This window comes from Lactiplantibacillus paraplantarum (assembly GCF_003641145.1).
In the GTDB taxonomy this organism is placed as follows: Bacteria; Bacillota; Bacilli; order Lactobacillales; family Lactobacillaceae; genus Lactiplantibacillus; species Lactiplantibacillus paraplantarum.
Genome location: NZ_CP032744.1, coordinates 1,909,828 through 1,928,089 on the forward strand (window position 1 = coordinate 1,909,828; position 18,262 = coordinate 1,928,089).

The 18,262-nt window shown below is 43.9% G+C and carries 17 protein-coding genes; 5 read left to right on the top strand and 12 right to left on the bottom strand.

Annotated features, from left to right (window positions below):
- Positions 1-3 precede the first annotated feature (3 nt).
- The 3 genes from LP667_RS09365 to LP667_RS09375 are packed head-to-tail and all read right to left on the bottom strand — an operon-like array spanning position 4 to position 1,999.
- Positions 4-777, bottom strand: coding sequence for an inositol monophosphatase family protein (locus LP667_RS09365; RefSeq protein WP_021732083.1), 774 nt, complete (start codon positions 775-777; stop codon positions 4-6).
- A 9-nt stretch (positions 778-786) separates the two neighbouring features.
- Entirely contained in the window at positions 787-1,074 is a 288-nt protein-coding gene (locus LP667_RS09370; RefSeq protein WP_021732084.1) for a UPF0223 family protein, read from the bottom strand.
- Positions 1,067-1,999, bottom strand: coding sequence for a Rossmann-fold NAD(P)-binding domain-containing protein (locus tag LP667_RS09375; protein ID WP_021732085.1), 933 nt, complete (start codon positions 1,997-1,999; stop codon positions 1,067-1,069). The genes LP667_RS09370 and LP667_RS09375 overlap by 8 nt, the downstream gene beginning before the upstream one ends.
- A gap of 315 nt (positions 2,000-2,314) precedes the next feature.
- Here LP667_RS09375 and LP667_RS16740 point away from each other — a divergent pair, with 315 nt between their 5' ends.
- Positions 2,315-2,509 (top strand): hypothetical protein, encoded by a 195-nt coding sequence (locus LP667_RS16740; protein WP_131505619.1) that lies wholly within the window; start codon positions 2,315-2,317, stop codon positions 2,507-2,509.
- A 51-nt stretch (positions 2,510-2,560) separates the two neighbouring features.
- On the opposite strand, the gene lpdA is transcribed toward LP667_RS16740, so the two are convergent.
- From lpdA to pdhA, 4 genes are read right to left on the bottom strand one after another with little or no spacing between them, the layout of a single operon-like run.
- Positions 2,561-3,973 carry a dihydrolipoyl dehydrogenase gene (gene lpdA, locus LP667_RS09380; RefSeq protein WP_021732086.1) on the bottom strand — a complete coding sequence of 471 codons (1,413 nt, stop codon included), beginning with the start codon at positions 3,971-3,973 and terminating at the stop codon, positions 2,561-2,563.
- Positions 3,974-3,980: 7 nt separating this feature from the next.
- Entirely contained in the window at positions 3,981-5,297 is a 1,317-nt protein-coding gene (locus LP667_RS09385; protein WP_021732087.1) for a 2-oxo acid dehydrogenase subunit E2, read from the bottom strand.
- Positions 5,298-5,354: 57 nt separating this feature from the next.
- On the bottom strand, positions 5,355-6,332 hold the full coding sequence (locus LP667_RS09390) for an alpha-ketoacid dehydrogenase subunit beta (protein ID WP_003639044.1): 978 nt from the start codon (positions 6,330-6,332) through the stop codon (positions 5,355-5,357).
- Between the two features lies 1 nt (position 6,333).
- Positions 6,334-7,446 carry a pyruvate dehydrogenase (acetyl-transferring) E1 component subunit alpha gene (gene pdhA / locus LP667_RS09395; protein WP_021732088.1) on the bottom strand — a complete coding sequence of 371 codons (1,113 nt, stop codon included), beginning with the start codon at positions 7,444-7,446 and terminating at the stop codon, positions 6,334-6,336.
- A 285-nt stretch (positions 7,447-7,731) separates the two neighbouring features.
- Between pdhA and def the strand changes: the two genes are divergently transcribed.
- Positions 7,732-8,292, top strand: coding sequence for a peptide deformylase (gene def, locus LP667_RS09400; RefSeq protein ID WP_033609546.1), 561 nt, complete (start codon positions 7,732-7,734; stop codon positions 8,290-8,292).
- Between the two features lie 29 nt (positions 8,293-8,321).
- Here the strand turns inward: def and LP667_RS09405 are convergent, their stop codons facing one another.
- Entirely contained in the window at positions 8,322-8,828 is a 507-nt protein-coding gene (locus LP667_RS09405; protein WP_021732090.1) for a hypothetical protein, read from the bottom strand.
- A 283-nt stretch (positions 8,829-9,111) separates the two neighbouring features.
- On the opposite strand from LP667_RS09405, the gene LP667_RS09410 reads away from it, so the two are divergent.
- The 3 genes from LP667_RS09410 to LP667_RS09420 all read left to right on the top strand — a co-directional run bounded on the left by LP667_RS09410 (position 9,112) and on the right by LP667_RS09420 (position 12,025).
- Positions 9,112-9,330, top strand: coding sequence for a DNA-directed RNA polymerase subunit epsilon (locus LP667_RS09410; protein ID WP_021732091.1), 219 nt, complete (start codon positions 9,112-9,114; stop codon positions 9,328-9,330).
- Positions 9,327-11,003, top strand: coding sequence for a ribonuclease J1 (rnjA, locus tag LP667_RS09415; RefSeq protein WP_021732092.1), 1,677 nt, complete (start codon positions 9,327-9,329; stop codon positions 11,001-11,003). Before LP667_RS09410 ends, rnjA begins: the two co-directional genes overlap by 4 nt.
- 62 nt (positions 11,004-11,065) lie before the next feature.
- Positions 11,066-12,025: a diacylglycerol/lipid kinase family protein gene (locus LP667_RS09420; RefSeq protein ID WP_021732093.1), complete on the top strand. Its 960-nt coding sequence runs from the start codon at positions 11,066-11,068 to the stop codon at positions 12,023-12,025.
- A gap of 356 nt (positions 12,026-12,381) precedes the next feature.
- On the opposite strand, the gene LP667_RS09425 is transcribed toward LP667_RS09420, so the two are convergent.
- The 4 genes from LP667_RS09425 to recD2 all read right to left on the bottom strand — a co-directional run bounded on the left by LP667_RS09425 (position 12,382) and on the right by recD2 (position 18,261).
- Positions 12,382-12,585, bottom strand: coding sequence for a hypothetical protein (locus tag LP667_RS09425; protein WP_021732094.1), 204 nt, complete (start codon positions 12,583-12,585; stop codon positions 12,382-12,384).
- Positions 12,586-12,754: 169 nt separating this feature from the next.
- Positions 12,755-14,242 carry a C40 family peptidase gene (locus LP667_RS09430; RefSeq protein WP_021732095.1) on the bottom strand — a complete coding sequence of 496 codons (1,488 nt, stop codon included), beginning with the start codon at positions 14,240-14,242 and terminating at the stop codon, positions 12,755-12,757.
- Between the two features lie 354 nt (positions 14,243-14,596).
- Positions 14,597-15,562 (bottom strand): ribose-phosphate diphosphokinase, encoded by a 966-nt coding sequence (locus LP667_RS09435; protein WP_021732096.1) that lies wholly within the window; start codon positions 15,560-15,562, stop codon positions 14,597-14,599.
- A 152-nt stretch (positions 15,563-15,714) separates the two neighbouring features.
- A complete protein-coding gene (recD2, locus tag LP667_RS09440; RefSeq protein ID WP_021732097.1) occupies positions 15,715-18,261 on the bottom strand; it encodes an SF1B family DNA helicase RecD2 in 2,547 nt (848 codons plus the stop codon).
- Position 18,262: the final 1 nt, after the last annotated feature.

Below are 18,262 nucleotides of genomic sequence, written 5' to 3' on the forward strand. Positions count from 1 at the left end.
TTACTAGACGATTGCCAAAATTGAGCGTTGTGCGCGCTTTGTCGCTATCAGTACAGCACCCGATGATAACATATCAACGGGGGTGCCGTCAACTCTAGTCACTACCAAACCAAGGCTTTCAGCGAGAACTCGACCAGCTGCAAAATCCCACGGTCGCAAGTATGATAAGTAACCCACCAGCTCACCAGCCAACACCTGACTAATTTGAATACCGGCGCTTCCCATGATCCTAGGCCCAAGTGATTGTGCCACGACCGTCTGCATGTTAAATCGATTTTGAATCAACAACGGTGCACTCGCACCGAATAGGCCCGCACTTAAATCAAGATTAGCCGGTGCAACTAACGGCTCATTGTTAAGTGTGACCCCAATCTGGGGACCACCAGCATACAACTTATTCGCCATCACATTATAGATATACCCCAAAGTTGGTTCGCCATCGACATATAAGCCCACCATCATCGCAAAATGGTTCCGTTGGTGAACAAAATTCATGGTACCATCGATTGGGTCCACGATCCAAACATGTCCAGCCATCGTATCAACCTGATCGCCAGTTCCCTCTTCGGCCAAAATGTGCGCATCTGGATCTAATTCACGAATCTGATGCACCAAAAAGTCCTCATTGCTATGATCCACATTAGTCACTAGATCACGGCGACTTGTCTTTTCGGCCACGGTTAGATGCGCTCCCATCTTGGCAATCACTTGTACTCGGGCTGTCTTCATCACCGTCTGCATCGCCTGATTTAACTGTTTCACAACATTCGTTTGCACATTATTCACCTAGTCTCGGTATTGAAATCGCTGCTTATTTGTCGCCCGTGCTGCTTGCATCGTTTGGTAGATTCGATAGCCTGACGCGGCTTCATATTCACGCGATAATCGTTTTTCTTCTGACTTAGCTGGAACGACCGTCTTAAACTCACGGTAAGCTCCCAATAACTCAGCCGTCGTAATCGAGCTTTCATTGGCGGCTTCCACAGCTTGATAAAAGGTCGTGACCTTAATGATCTCGGCCGTTGTCCAGGTCTCATCCAGTGGGTACTGATAATTATCATTACGCTTAGGCATCTTCGTCCAGCTCCCCTGCTGCGACCCGATCAAGTTCTTCGCGAACCTGGCCGGCAATCTCAGCATATTCTTTTTGTTCTTCATCAGACAGCACCATATCAGCCATCCGCTTAATACCATTAGCACTAATTAATACCGGTGACGATAACCCAACTAGCTGATCCTCATCGACCGACGTCTGAATATTTGTCACCGTACCAATAAACGGTGATTGCGCATAAAACGCGTTAAGCACTTGTACTAATGCTAACACACTCAAGGTCTGATTAGTAACAATTGTCGGATCATCGATTTGTTCGGTGGCCGCACTCATTTCATCCATGCCGAAGCTGATGTCCTGATTTGCCAAATACGTCATGACAGGTGCGGGACCAATATATGACCGACTCCAAGAAATTAAGTGAGCCGCAGCAGTGCCTACCACGAACGCGCGAACGTCAGTGGGACCAACACTCAATTGCTGACGTAATAATTGCTCTAGCAAGCGACTTTGTGGCAAAGTCCCTAATCCTACCACTTTGGAATGATCGATACCACTAAAGCGGGCCGCTAATACACTCAAAACTGCATCATTACTACCAGCTAAAATGATTTTGCCATTAAAGCCAGCCCCCATCGCATCGTTAACAAACGCACGAAATAATGGTAAGGTCGCCTTTAAATCACCATTAGCATCTCGATCCATTGCCAATGGTACTAAATTTCCAATAATCAAGCTATCCGCCTGCGAATAATCTGGCTTAACTTGCGCTGCTAATGTAAATTGCCGACACGTTAGGCTCGCCGTCACCAATGCTTGGTAGCGCGGTGCTTCATCAGCCCCCGTTGCAACCACTAATTTCACTGGCAAATCTTTGGCAATTGCGACTAATATTAATTGTTGTACGAATTCGAATAATCCCCGAATAATTACCGTATTAATCATTTCAATCCCTCCAACCTTCGCTAATAATTGTACCTGAGCTGTCAACGAATTCAAGTAAATGTTAACAAAAAGCTTACCTTTCTGTAACATTCAGGCCAAACTAATTGAGAGCTCGTCCCTAACCGGATGAATTTAGCACCTAACCACAATCGACCACAGAATTCAAAGCGACCACTAACTATTAGTTACGTCAAAAACCGGTATTAAAATGGTCCTCGCCATAATTTATCATAAAAGCGACTGTTTTGATTACTTTATGCTATGGGTATTAATTCAGCACGTTCTTGGTACGACACACGCGACTAGTCACTTATCATGAGTATTCGGCTTTATCGAGCTTTAAAAAGACTTAGAAGACCCGCAGTATTTTCCAGCAAGATAAACTGGCCTTTTTCAATCGCTCAAAATTGGCCTTTAATTTTAAAACTTCAGGGCCTGTTTGCAGCACTTCCTTCTGAACTAAAAGCTGCAAGCATTATTATCATCACCGCCCAGCCCAATTCTATGTAAAACAAAAGTTTGAGGCTCACACCTCAAACTTTTATTAATTCATTATCCACATTAGATGTGTGTAGGATAACCCATCGCTTCATCGGCTGCTTCTTGAACTACTTCGCCTAAGGTTGGGTGGGGATGAATCGTTAAAGCAAGGTCTTCGACATTCATGCCACCATTAACCGCAACGCTTAATTCAGAAATAAGGTCACTTGCACCGGGACCAGCAATCTGTGCCCCAACGATTGTGCCTTCGTCTTTAGTACTGATCAACCGGAAAAATCCGTCCATTGAGTTCAATGAGATTGCTCGACCATTACCGGCGAACGGGAACTTAGAGGCCTGAACTTTCAGACCAGCCTTTTCAGCATCGGCTTTTGTCATGCCAACCGTTGCTAATTCTGGATCAGTAAAGCAAACTGCTGGTATTGAGACGTAATCATTGGCAGTTTTCTTACCACTAATAGCACCAGCGGCAACTTTAGCTTCTGCAAAAGCCTTGTGGGCTAATGCCGCCCCAGCAACAATGTCACCAATTGCAAAGATATCCTCAGCAGCCGTCCGTCCCTGCTCGTCAACTTCAATCAAACCGCGTTTAGTCAACTTAACATCAGTGTATTCCAAGCCCATATCATCTGTATTAGGCCGACGACCGACAGTCACCATCACATAGTCAGCATGAATTTCAGTTTCTTTGCCATCAACGGCATAGGTCACCGTAACACCACTATCATCTTGTTCGGAGTTTTTCGCCATCGCATTCGTAATGACGTCGACCCCTTTCTTCTTGAAATCGTTTAAAACGAGCTTAACCATGTCTTTTTCAAAGTTAGGCAAAATTTGTGGTGTTCCTTCAAGAATCGTAACGTGAGCACCAAGATTAGCATACGCGCCGGCTAGTTCAGAACCAATATAACCGCCACCAATAACGACTAACTCTTTAGGTACTTCAGGTAAGTTTAACCCACCCGTGGAATCAACGACACGGCCCGTAAACTTGAAACCAGGAATTTCAACCGGCCGGGAACCGGTGGCAATGATCAAATGCTTGAATTTATAAGTCTGACCAGTATGATCGCCATTCATCACGCGTAAGGTATGATTGTCATGCATGTAAGCTTCACCACGAACGACTTCCACCTTATGCTTTTTGAGCAACATCTCAACCCCACCAGTTAAACGATCAACAACTTGATGATCTTTCCAGTCCTGGGTCACTTTAAAATCTAATACTGGATCTTGAATATTCTTAATGCCAAAAATCTTACTGTCCTTGGCTTCTTGAAGTCGATGTCCAGCACTAATCAGCGCTTTTGATGGAATACAGCCAACGTTAAGGCAGACACCACCGATATATTCTTTTTCTACCACGGTGACTTTTTGGCCGAGTTCCGCGGCCCGAATCGCAGCGACGTAACCCCCAGGGCCCGCGCCGATGATCATTGTATCGCGTTCTTCAGCAAAATCTCCTACAACCATTCCGACCTCATCCTTCCATCAAAAGTAATTCTGGATCATGTAACAATTGTTTCAATAAATTCATTGCCCGCTGGGCCGTCGCACCATCAATCAACCGATGGTCAAAGCTTAGGGATAATTTTTGCATCTTACCAACCACAATTTCGCCATCATCATTGACATATGGTTCTTTACCGATGCGGCCAACCCCTAAAATTGCAACTTCAGGCTGATTAATGACCGGCGTAAACCAACCGCCACCAATCGAACCAATGTTACTAATCGTAATCGAGCCACCACTCATCTCATTAGCCTTTAGCTTGCCATCGTATGCTTTTTGCGTGTTGTCAGTGATTTCTTTGGCAATTGCAAACAAGCCCTTACCCTCAGCATGTTTAATATTTGGTACTAACAATCCGCGATCAGTATCCGTCGCAATACCAATATTAAAGTAGTGTTTGTAAACAATTTCCTTATTAGCATCGTCAATAGAAGCATTTAGTTCTGGGAATTGTTGCAATACCGCAACTAATGCCTTGACAATATATGGTAAGAAAGTCAAGTGAATGTCACGATCTAACGCGACTTGCTTGTACTTCTTTCGGTGTACCATTAAAGCGCTCACTTCAACTTCATCAAACAGCGTAACGTGTGGGGCCGTATGCTTACTATTAACCATTGCTTTAGAGATTGCTTTTCGAATTGGTGTCATCTTTTCGCGCGTCTCTAGTTCTGGCGTGTCAGAAACATATGGTTTAACTGGCGCAGGTGCCGGCGTTGTCGCTGCAGTAGGAGCGGTCTCAGCTGTGACCGCTGCTGGCTTAACACCCGTAGCAGTTGGAGCACCGGTATAATTGTCAATATCTTGCTTCGTAATCTGACCGTGTGTTCCAGTTGGTGTGACTAAGGTAATATCAATATCCTTATCACGTGCATACTGCCGAACAGATGGCATCGCTAAGACCCGTTTGTTAGGGTCGCCAGCTGCTGGTGTTCCAGTTGGTTGTGCTGGTGCTGCTGCCGAGGCCGACTTCGTTTCAGTAGCTGGCGCTTCGGTTGCTGTGGCCGCCGGTGTTTCAGCCTTCGTAGCTGGTGCTGCATCACCCGAACCATCATCAATTGTAACGATAACATCGCCAATCTTGGCAGTTTCGCCTTCAGGGACTAAAATATCAATAATTTTACCACTCACTGGCGATGGTAATTCTTCAACCGATTTATCATTTTGAATTTCAACTAGAGAATCGTCTTCTTTGACTTCATCACCAGGTTTTACGAGCCATGATGCAATTTCGCCTTCTTCAAGACCTTCACCAAGCTCTGGTAATTTAAACTCGTAAGCCATTGGATAACTTCCTTTCATGACAGTCTCAGGTGACTGTTTTTCGATGCCGCGATCACCTTAATAGTTCAAGATTTCGCGGGTTTTTGCTTCAATTTCATCTTCTGCTGGTAACCAGTCGTCTTCTGCTAACCCGAATGGATAAACCGTATCTGGCGCATAAACCCGGCCAACTGGTGCACTTAAGTAGAGTGCGCCTTTTTCAGCGATCAATGAGGCTACGTTTGCTGCAATACCCGCTTGCCGTTGCGCTTCTTGAATCGCTACCGCGCGACCAGTCTTCTGAACCGATTTAAGAATTGTTTCTTCATCTAAAGGTGACAACGTCCGTAAGTCAACCACTTCGACTGAAATGCCTTCCTTTTCAAGTTTTTCTGCCACTTTAAGTGACTGATTAACTTGAGCACTGTAGGCGATTAAAGAAATATCAGTCCCCTCACGAACCACGTTCGCTTTATCCAACGGAACGGTATAAGCTTCATCTGGAATATCTGCCTTCATTGACCGATATAGCTTCAAGTTTTCAAGGAAGAAAACGGGATCATTATTCCGAATTGAGGAAATCAACAAGCCCTTAGCATCATATGGATTAGACGGTGTCACCACCCGCAGTCCAGGAATTTGAGCCAAATAACCTTCCAATGAATCCGCATGCATTTCTGGTGTGTGCGTGCCACCACCATATGGTGACCGAATCGTGATCGGCATGTGGCGCGTGCCACCTGTCCGGAAGCGTTCACGTGACATCTGTCCCGCAATCGAATCCAAAGTTTCAAAAATGAAACCTAAAAATTGGATTTCAGGAATTGGCCGGAAGCCTTCCAAAGCGAGCCCAATTGACAGCCCACCGATACCAGATTCAGCTAAAGGAGTATCGAAAACACGGTCTTCGCCAAATTCGGCTTGCAGGCCATCGGTGGCCCGGAAGACCCCACCGTTTTTACCAACATCTTCACCAAAAACTAAGGTCTTTTCATCCGACCCGAGTTCTAATCGAAGCGCATCGGTAATCGCTTGAATATACGTTTTCTTTGACATGTTACTTCGACTCCTTTGCTTGGAATTCCGTAATTTGTTGTTGAATGTTTTGTGGTTGTTCTTCAAAGACATTCCCCAAGAATTCGGTCATTTTCTGCTTTGGTGCATCATCCGCTTGTTTAACAGCGGCCTTGATATCTTCTTTAACTTGTTCAACATATTCATTTTCTTGATCTTCTGACCAGACACCTTGATCAGTCAAATATTGACGATAACGAATTAACGGATCATTATCGAACCATGGTTGTTCTTCGTCCTTAGTCCGGTAACGCTTAGGATCATCCCCAGCATTCGTATGTGGTCCGAACCGATAAGTCAACGTTTCAATCATGACTGGGCCATTACCGGCAGCAGCGTACTCACGAGCAGCCTTGGTCACTTCATAAACTGCTAAGAAGTCCATCCCATCGACTTGAACACTTGGAATACCAGCTGCAACGGCTTTTTGAGCTAATGTCTTCGCGGCTGTTTGCTTGCGCCGTGGCACTGAAATGGCATAGCCGTTATTTTGAACAATAAACACTGCGGGTGCTTCAAAGGCACCGGCAAAGTTCATCCCTTCATAGAAGTCACCTTGCGAAGTCCCACCATCACCAGTATAAGTGTAAGCAACCTTGTCCCCGGTCCCATTCTTCTTGATTCCAAGTGCTACACCAGCTGCTTGTACGTATTGTGCCCCGATAATGATTTGTGGTGGCATTGCGTGGAAGTCCTCTGGATATTCGTTACCTAATACGTGACCACGCGACCATAAGAATGCTTTGTAAACTGGTAATCCATGTTGAATTAACTGCGGAATGTCACGATAGGCAGGCATTAAAACGTCGGTTTTCTTCATTGCCGCGTTACTACCCATTTCACTGGCTTCCTGACCCTCAGTCGGCGCGTAGAATCCTAACCGACCTTGCCGTGTTAACGCGTTAGAGCGTTGATGTAACGTTCGCTCCCATAACATTAGCTTGAAGAATTCAACTAGTTGTTCGTTTGAATATTTAGAGACAATTTCTGGTTTGATTACTTTAGCTTGACCATCCAATACTTGCACGGGTTCAAAATCTTTCCCAAGTGCATCCCGGATCGCACCAAAATCAACAATTGGTTTTTCGTTGTCCATAAATGACACATCCCTTTCATGAACGTACAAACGTTGTGGCTTTCCACCGCGTTCGTAATCGTTTTCATAATTACAAGTCTAATTTACCATTGCATTTCATCTTTTGCAAGCCCTTCCAAATACCGTGGAGTCGGCTTTTTTTATCAAACTGATTGTGAACTATTTAATTTGTCAGTATTTTTGTTTTCATCTTTTTCATACCGGGTGCTACTTTTTAATTCAGGCTTATGCTAAACTAGATATTAAGTGTAAATTGCGCGATCTTAATTTTGGAGGTAATTGGAATTGATTAAAATGCGCGACATCATCCGCGAAGGTAATCACACATTACGCGCGGAGGCAAAACAAGTTAAATTTCCGTTAAGTGAAGCTGATCAAAAACTAGCTAACGATATGATGGAATACTTAGAAAATAGCCAAGACCCTGAATTGGCAAAAAAATACGGTCTACGTGCCGGTGTTGGTTTAGCCGCACCGCAAGTCGACGTTTCTGAACAAATGGCTGCGGTCCTTGTTCCAAGTGAAAATGAAGATGATGACCCCGTTTTTAAGGACGTCATCATTAACCCTGTCATTGTTAGTCATTCCGTGCAACCCGGCGCATTAACTGAAGGCGAAGGTTGTCTGTCAGTCGACCGTGATATTGCCGGCTACGTGATTCGTCACGATCGCATTACATTGCGCTACTATAATATGGCTGGTGAGCAGAAAAAGATTCGGCTAAAAAATTACCCAGCAATCGTTTGTCAGCATGAAATTGATCACTTACATGGGATTTTGTTCTACGATCATATCAATGGTGACAATCCATTTGCTGCGGATGATGATTTAGTTCTGATTTCTTAACTCGTCTCAAAAAAGCAGTTCTGAATAATTCAGGACTGCTTTTTTGATGCACTCGGATTCAACCGACGAAGGTCTTTTAAATATTCCAGAGTGGCTTCATTCATTAAGTAGGCAACATCTAAATGTAACTGACCACTCCGTAACCACGTGTCCGTCACCCGCAATGCTGGACCAGCATCCTGAAAAGCCTCAATTTGGTTGCTAATCGCATATTCTTGCAGCTGGTTATTAAACAATCGCCGAACTTCCGGCAAATCAGCTGTAATCATACCTGGTGCATCCAGTACGTACTCAAAGACCATCACACCGCGCCCCCATACATCGGCAACCGGTACCGAATGAATCGCACCCGCAACTTCTTGGATGGTCATCGCATTGGCAAGTACTTTGAATGATGCTGTCATGGCACTATCAACGGTACGCTGACCTGCCCGGCGAATCTTCAATGCGGCCCGCTTTAACACTTGTCGTCGTAACAATTCATAAACGACCAGTGCAATTAAGACGCCACCAATAATCGTTACCCAAGTTTGCATCGTCAACCTCCCGATTCTTTTTTTGTATAATGATTCACAATTTTAGGAATTTTTTTGCTTTTTACTTATATTTAGCATAGCATGTTTCATCAAAAAAAAATCTTTTAACCGCTTTGTTTTTGAAGAAAGTTAACATTGTATACACCCATCTTAAATTATGCTAAAATGTAAGATAATTGTTGTGTTTACACAACCTGGTGTACGGATCAAACTTTTATTTTTGCTATCTATTTAGATTACTTAGAATCTAAATAAATCTTGTTTATATTAAGGAGTTTTACGTATGATTTACAAAGTATATTACCAAGAAACCCAAAAACGGAACCCACAACGGGAAACGACCCAATCTTTATATCTCGAAGCAGATACTGAAGTGCAGGCACGGACTTTAGTGGAAGATAATACGGATCACAATATCGAATTTATCGAACCGTTAGAAGGTAACTTCTTGGATTACGAACAAAAAAATCCAGAGTATCACCTAACGGAGTTCAATAAATGAAACGGTTAAACGTCAAAAATAACGAAACCGCTGTTTTTGCAGTCGGCGGTTTAGGAGAAATTGGGAAAAATACTTATGGTATCCAATTTCAAGATGAGATTATTCTGATTGATGCCGGAATCAAGTTCCCTGAAGACGAACTTCTCGGAATTGATTACGTTATCCCAGATTATTCCTATCTAGTTGCAAATCAGCAAAAAATAAAAGCTTTAGTGATTACGCACGGTCATGAAGATCATATTGGTGGGATTCCTTTCCTACTAAAACAGATCAACGTGCCAATCTATGCCGGCCCCCTAGCCTTAGCCCTAATCAAGGGCAAGTTAGAGGAACACGGGTTATTAAAAACAACTGAATTACATGAAATCAACGAAGATACGGTGCTAAAGTTCCGTAAAACTCGAGTGTCGTTCTTTAGAACAACCCACTCAATCCCTGATACACTGGGTATTGCGGTCCAAACACCACCTGGCACAATCGTGGAGACTGGGGACTATAAGTTCGACCTGACTCCAATTACTAACCAGCCACCGAACCTTCAAAAGATGGCCCACCTCGGTGAACGCGGTGTTCTGGCATTAATGTCAGACAGTACTAACGCCGAGCGGCCCATCTGGACTAAGTCTGAACGCTGGGTCGCGCAATCCATTCGCCATATTTTCGAACAAGTTGAAGGTCGGATCATTTTTGCCACCTTCGCATCTAATATCTCACGAATTCAAGAAGCCGCCCAAGTGGCACTTGAACATCATCGTAAGATTGCTGTATTTGGTCGCAGTATGGAAGCCGCTATCGTGAACGGTCGTGAATTAGGCTACTTGAACATTCCCGACGAAGCTATTGTGGACGCCAATGATTTACGATCATTGCCAGCAAATAAAGTGATGATTTTGTGTACTGGTTCTCAAGGTGAACCCATGGCTGCCCTATCGCGAATTGCGAACGGGACCCATCGCCAGATTTCAATTGAACCTGGTGATACGGTGATCTTCTCCAGTTCCCCAATTCCCGGTAACACATTAAGTGTCAACCACGTTATTAATGAACTGGAAGAAGCTGGGGCAAACGTTATTCATGGTAAAGTCAATAACATTCATACCTCTGGACATGGTGGTCAGGAAGAACAAAAATTGATGCTCCGCCTGATGAAGCCGAAGTTCTTTATGCCAATTCATGGTGAATATCGAATGCTGAAGATTCATACGGAACTGGCTGAACAGTGTGGTGTGCCATTAGACCATAGTTTTATTCTTGAAAATGGTGATGTCTTGGCCTTTACCAAAGACTCGGCCCGCGTCGCTGGACATTTTGGTGCCGGTGATGTTTACGTTGATGGTTCTGGTATCGGGGATATTGGTAACGTTGTGCTACGTGACCGCCAAGTGCTTTCTGAAGAAGGTCTCGTCGTCGTCGTGGCCACGATCAACTTAAAGAAGAAAGAGATCCAAGCTGGTCCAGATATTCTATCACGGGGGTTCGTTTATATGCGCGAATCTGGTGATTTAATCAACGAAGCTCGGCGCCATGTCTTCCGTACGATTCGCCGTAAGATGAAGTCAGATAAAGCGACCGAAGCAACCATTCGCAACGCGATTATTGATGATCTGCAAAGTTTCTTATTTGATAAAACTGAGCGGCACCCAATGATTCTGCCAATGTTGATTATGAACTAACTACTTGCCGGAACGATCCCGTTCCGGCTTTTTATGGCGTAAGACTGATATGAGGTGTAATTTTGATTGCTGAATACTACATTATTATTAATGAACTTGCGGGTTCCGGTCACGGTAAGCTGGTTTGGGAAACCATCAAACCAATACTGGAACAACGTCAAATTCATTTTGAATACCGAGTTTCCGAATACGCTGGTCACACTATTCGGCTCGCGGCTGAGTATGTCAAAACTATTCAGCATCGACCAAATGTGACCCCCGTTATTTTAGTCGTTGGGGGTGATGGCACCCTCAACGAAGCTTTAAATGGCGTCATGCAGGTGCCTCAGGCGGAGCCAATTCCCCTCGCCTACATTCCCGGTGGTTCTGGTAACGATTTCGCACGTGGATTAGGTATGGCAACTGATCCAGCAATCGCATTAGCACAAGTACTTAATAACATGCGTCCCCGTACGTTAAACATCGGTTATTTCCACGAGACCTTAAAGAACGAACACCGTTACTTCATCAACAACGTTGGCCTTGGATTTGATGCTCAAATCGTTGATGACACAAATCGTAGTAAACAAAAAGGGCGCTTAGGGCGTTGGTCTTATCTGAGCAATATGTTAGCTGCATATTCACAACAGGAAGGCTTTCCACTAACCGTGCACGTTGATCGTAAGCGCGATTACTATAAGCATGCGTTTCTATGTACGGTTTCAAACATCCCTTATTTTGGCGGTGGCGTCAAAATCTTGCCACAAGCGAACCTACATGACGACCAACTTGAATTGATCGTGGTCGAGGAACCTCATTGGTGGATTATAGCCTGGTTGTTCATGCTACTACTACTTGGGGGTCGCCACCTTAACTCCCGTTTCGTTCACCATTACCGCAATGCTAACTTGCATTTACTAGTTAATTCAGTTGAAATCGGGCAAATGGATGGTCAAAGTATCGGTAATCGCAACTATGACCTATACTTTTCAACTCGGCCCTATCCGTTTTGGATTGATACTAGTATTCATAATCATCATTAAAATACTTGGCTGCTTGCTGAATTAACCTACATGTTGACCTCATCAAACAATAAAATGAATCTAAAAAACTAATTGCGCTCAGCTTCTTAAGAAACTGAACGCAATTTTTCTATCAAGAATGTCGAAACGTACGCCAAAAGATTGCTTGTTTCGCTCTCATTTAGTGATGATCACTTCTGTTTACCAGACCCATCTTCCAACGGGTCTCAAGCTAACTGTTTTTGAATTTAAGAAACGTTCTGTTTTAATCAGAATTCATTATTAAACAATAACTAACACAATACGTAAACGACTAACTTGCATCCAACAAAAAAGACCGGCAACCACCTCAAATGGCCGACCAGTCCTAAATAATCTTAATCTTCAGAAGCGTTGATTGCTTCCAGAAGCATATCAAGTTGTTCACATTTACGGGATAGATGACCAACCCGTTCTTTCAAATGTGGATAAATAGTCACAACCCGTGAGTGATCCTGTTGCCGAACGGCCAGCGCTCTTAAATGATCAAGTTCGGTATTAGCCTCTTGATACTCTTCCAGGATCTCAAAACGATTACTCATTGATAGCACTTCCTTATCACAATAGATAGGTCCAATTTTTCATGTTGAAAAACGACAAACATAATATACCACAATTATTAGTAAGTTTAAATCATAAAATTCAAAAAAAGCAAAAAAAATACCCTTAGCACCGAATCATGCAGTGTTAAGGGTATCACTAACAAATCAACTACTTAACCGTACCAGCAAAGCTTGGCATGAAGTATGAACTGATTGTTTGCACTTGAACGTTTTTGCCTTCGGTTGGTGCCGCTACATATTGATTATTACCAATATAAATGGCATCGTGATAAGTACTACCACGGCTACCCCAGAACAGAATGTCCCCAGGCTGAGCGTCCGCAACTGAATGGGTTGTCACGTAAGCTTCCTGTGCAACCGTGCTATGTGGCAACGTAATACCAGCAGCATGTTGATAAACATAGGAAACTAAACCTGAACAGTCCATTCCTGAAAGACTAGCGCCACCCCAAACGTAAGGAATGTTAGCACTGGCTAGCTTTAAGGCTAATCCAGTTACCGAGCCAGTGGCTAAATCGCTGGTTGAACTAGTTGTCGTACTGCTACTATTAGTCGTTGCCGCATTACTTGCTGAGCTGCTAGCACTACTAGTGGCTGCAGCAGAGCTACTCTGACTCGTCGTACTAGCACTAGTGGCCGTTGAACTACTCTGACTGGCACTGCTAGTAAGAGTAGTGCTGCTCTGACTGGCACTGCTCGTTGTCGTTGTACTACTTGCACTAGTAGTCGTTGTATCACTTTGACTAGTTGCGGTTGAACTGGCAGCTGAGGTTACACTACTCGTTACGGAAGAACTCGTTGCCGTACTAGTAGCTTGACTATTAGCAGTCGATGAACTAGTAGTACTTGATGATGCGGCTGCACTAGTTGCAGTACTCGTTGGCAATGAAGCACTCGCGCTTGTTGCCACAGCTTTTACAGTTACAGCCGCTGTAGAAGAAGCCGTTGATGAAGCTGCTGAAGTCGTTGACGTGGTTGAACTAGTAGTACTTGATGTACTGGCACTGACAGCATCCTGACTTGCTGTACTAGTGCTACTAGTATCACTAGCGCTAACACTTGAAACTGAGCTAGCACTCGTACTTGAGGTCGAACTAGCACTGGCCACCGTCGCTGTCTTCGTAGTAGCACTAGTTGCTGACACAGCGTTCGTTGTCGTGGTTGCTGCTTGACTCGTCTTAGCGGTAGCCTTGGTCGTTGCTCCCGGCACTTGGATGTTTTGCCCCACCACAATCAAATCGCTAGATAAGCCATTTAATGTTTGGAGAGCATGCACAGAAGTGTTGTACTGATCAGCAAGCGCCCAAAGTGTATCACCCGCTTTAACGGTATATGTACCCTTAACAGCGGCTTTCTTAGTTGCTGACTTAGTCGTGGTCGTCTTAGTCGTTGACCCACTAATTTGTAGGTTTTGACCAACATAGATCAAATCGACATTTACATCAGATGCTTTAATCTGGTTAAGTTTTTCAATACTCTTTACGGAAACTCCGTGTTGTTGAGCGAGGCCCCAAACTGTATCATTTGCTTTTACAGTGATTGAGGCAGCATTGGCAGCTTGGCCTGTAGCAAGCAATAACCCAACGGCACCAACCGTACTGGCTAGGACCTTGCCCGTTGTATGTGCTTGTGACATTTAATTCACTCCTTAGTTATTAAAATCGATAGTAACAAAACCGTCTTTTGACGTAAGATTAAGAAATTCTTAATTTGCTTTTACAAATCATAATTTTATTGTAGCACAATTTATCAAAATACAAACTAGAATCGCTCGTTTTTTTACAAAACTGTGCGGTTATTTTGAAAAACGCTTGCCAATACCAAAGTAACGCTATTTGCCGGTATATCAGTGTTTATCGATATAAACATAACGTTATCATTTGATTAATTCAAATAATTGCTTGCACATTTATAGTCGAGTATATCAGTCAATGAACCAACTAAAAAGCACATTAACTAACTACTGAGTTAATGTGCTAAAAATTATTATTTAAATGCGTGGATCAAATAATCGGTCAACTGGTTGTTGTTCATGTACTAGTTTAATTGCATCACCCAACAATGGACCAACCGATAATTGAACTAACTTATCAAATTGTTTATCAGCTGGGATTTGGATCGTATCAGTCACAATAACCTTTTCCAATTTAGAAGCTTGTAGTTTGGCAACCGCATCCTGTGAAAAAATCGCGTGGGTCGCACAACCGTAGACAGTCGCTGCACCGGCCTGCGCTAAAGCATCTGCGGAAACGTCAAATCGCGTGCCAGTATCGATCATATCATCAATGACAATAGCCACCCGGCCCTTCACATCGCCAATAATACTGCTAGGGACAATATTGTCATCATCTGGATGCCGATTATCAATGATTGCAATCGGTGCACCTAATAGTTCCGCCATCTTACGTGCTCGCGAAACACCTGCATGGTCCGGTGAGACCACCACAAGATTGTCAGTAATGCCGCGATCCTTGAAATAGCTAGCAAGAAGTGGCGCCGCGAACAAATGATCGACCGGAATATCGAAGAAGCCTTGAATTTGAGCAGCATGCAAATCAACCGTTAAGACTCGACTAGCCCGATCCTTCTCCAATAAAGTTGCAATTAACTTAGCTGTGATTGGTTCGCGTGAACGGGCTTTGCGATCTTGTCGTGAGTACCCATAATATGGAATGACCACATTAATTTGACTGGCACTAGCCCGCCTCAATGCATCGATCATAATCAATAATTCTAATATCGTATCATTGACTGGTTCTGAGATTGATTGAATGACAAAAACTTCTGCCCCACGAATACTTTCTTCGATGTTGATCTGAATTTCACCATCACTAAACCGCTTTACAGAACTTTTACCGAGCGGAATTCCAACCCGCTGTGCGATTTTCTCGGCTAACGGCAGGTTCGAATTCAGGGCAAACAGTTTCAGTTTGGCATAAGATTGATCTGTTGACATAACGACCTCCATAAAAGTTGTTTGATGACTTGCTACCTTGATTATAGCAGTTACCGCGGTCAAAAACCGTCGGCAACCGAATTTTATTGCAAATGATCTCGGCCGACAACGACACGCTGGCATCAGTCTTGATTGGTATTAACAATTAGCAATTAATTAGTTACTTGTGGCATGAAATTAGCAGGAGTAATTCCATTCATACCAATCATTGGATCGATTTGCCCACTGCTAACTAACGCAGGTGTCAAAATAGTTGACCTTGTTGGCTCAGTATTCGTCACCGGCGCGTCAGTTGGTCCATCTGAATCCGTTCCGTTCTTCTTAACTGACCCAGTCTCATCGCTGTCAATCGCTCCAACTGACTGTTCACCAGTCGTGGTTGGTTCAGCCGCTTCTGACGTCGAGTCCCCACCAAAGACTTGCTGCAACCGTTTGGTGAGCGTAGTCTGCCGATTAACTGACTCATTGGTAACACTTCGCTCAAACGATTGGACATCGCCTAATAAGATTAGCATCTTTTCGGCTCGCGTAACAGCTGTATATAATAGATTGCGCTGTAACATACGTGAAAATTGTGGCACTAACGGCAGGATCACCATCTTGAACTGACTCCCTTGCGACTTATGAATCGACATACTGTACGCTAATGTTAATCGGTTCCAATCGTTGCGTTGATAAGTCACTTCATTCTGATCAAACGCAATTGTGATTTGATCTTTTTTGGACTCATTATGGGAATCATTGGCCAGATCAATCCCCACAATCTTTCCAATATCACCATTAAAGACATTGTCTTCTGGTGAATTAACGAGGTGTAAGACTTTATCGCCAACTCGAAAATCCTGGCCATTATAAGTGAGATGCTTTTGACGTGCCGACTTCAGCGGATTGAATATTTTCTGAACCGTGGTGTTAAGCTGATCAATACCGGCCGTACCACGATACATCGGTGCTAAAATCTGGACATCTTCCGCACTAAATCCCTTAGCTTGCGCCCGTGCCACCACTTGCTCGACAATGTGGTTGACTTGATAAGCATTACAAGCAATAAATGAACGATCTGGCTGATTAATCGCAAAATCAGTGGGCAACCGGCCATCCTTGATTGCATGGGCTAAGGGAATAATACTGGAATCATTGCCTTGGCGATAAATTGTCGTTAACTCGATTTGTGGTAATTCAGCAAATTGTAACAAGTCATGAAAGACTTGCCCAGCTCCAACCGACGGCAATTGATCTTTATCACCAACCAAAATAACTTGCATGTGGCTCGGAATTGCCGTCAACAGCTGCTGGAAAAGGACCGTATCGACCATTGACATTTCGTCAATGATCAACAGACCTCCGTCGAGTTCTTTACTAGGCTCTTCGGGGCCATCTTCACGACCAGTTAGCCCTAATAATCGGTGAATCGTGCTAGCTGGCAATCCCGTTGTCTCAGCCATCCGTTTGGCTGCTCGACCAGTTGGCGCGGCTAGCAAGATTGGAAAAGGTTTATCTTTATATTGATTAATATCTAACGATACATCGTGTAATTCCGCGTAGAGCGCCACTAGTCCACGAATAATTGTTGTCTTACCAGTCCCTGGCCCCCCCGTTAGTAGAAAAACCGGTGCCGTAATTGCCGCCTTTAAAGCTTCTGTCTGCGAATCATCATAAGTAATATTGCTAGCCCGACCGACATGCTCGATTGCGCGCTCAACTGAATGGGCCGCTAATTGTTCATCATGATCAGCGGCCAGTAATCGCTGTAAGTGCTCAGCGACCCGCCACTCAGCTTCATATAATCCGCGCAAATAAATTCGATTTTCATCGCCCACAATTTTGTTTTCTTTAGCAAGCACAACTAATTGGTCAGCAAGCTTTGACGGATCGATTTGAATATTACGTGCATTCTCAAGCAACTGCATTGTTTGATTCAATAAAGGTTGCGCCGTTGTATAGGTGTCACCATTTTCTACACATAGTTCGTTAATTTCAGTTAAGAGTGCCGCTTTTAATCGATTATCCGCTTGGGGATCAATCTTTAATTGGGCTGCAATTTGATCGGCCTTCTTGAACCCAACGCCCTTGATATCCTCCACTAAACAGTAAGGATTCTCTTGAATTTTAGCTAAAGTCTCCCCCTGATAACGGGCATAAATAGCTGCAGCTAGCCGGCTCCCAAATCCATACGCATTGAGGCCAATTATCGTCTGTTCTAGACCATTATTGACCGTTAACGTATCAATCAATGTCGCTTGAACACTGGCGCGCAGACCAATGGGCTTCAAAACCTTCGGATCTGCTAATATTTGATCAATGGCATCTTCACCTAAGGTATCTACAATCCGTTCAGCTGTCCGCTTACCTAACCCAGGAAAGTCACTACCTGATAAGTAAGCAATCAAACCGGTGCGCGTTGTTGGTGTCTCATTTTGATAATTATCGGCTTGAAACTGCATCCCATATTTAGGATGTGTGACCGGTTTGCCCGTAAACCGATAGGTCGTTTCTTCTTGGATATCAGCAAAATTTCCGGTAACAACGATTTCATCTTCCGACCAATCAATATTCTGTTCGGTCACTTTGACTAATAAGACCTTATAAAAACTATCAGCACTACTAAAAAAGACGGCAGCGACTTTACCGACAATAAAATGCGTGACCGGTCCCCGACCAACATCGTTGGAAAATAAATTTGCTTGTTCGTCCGCCACG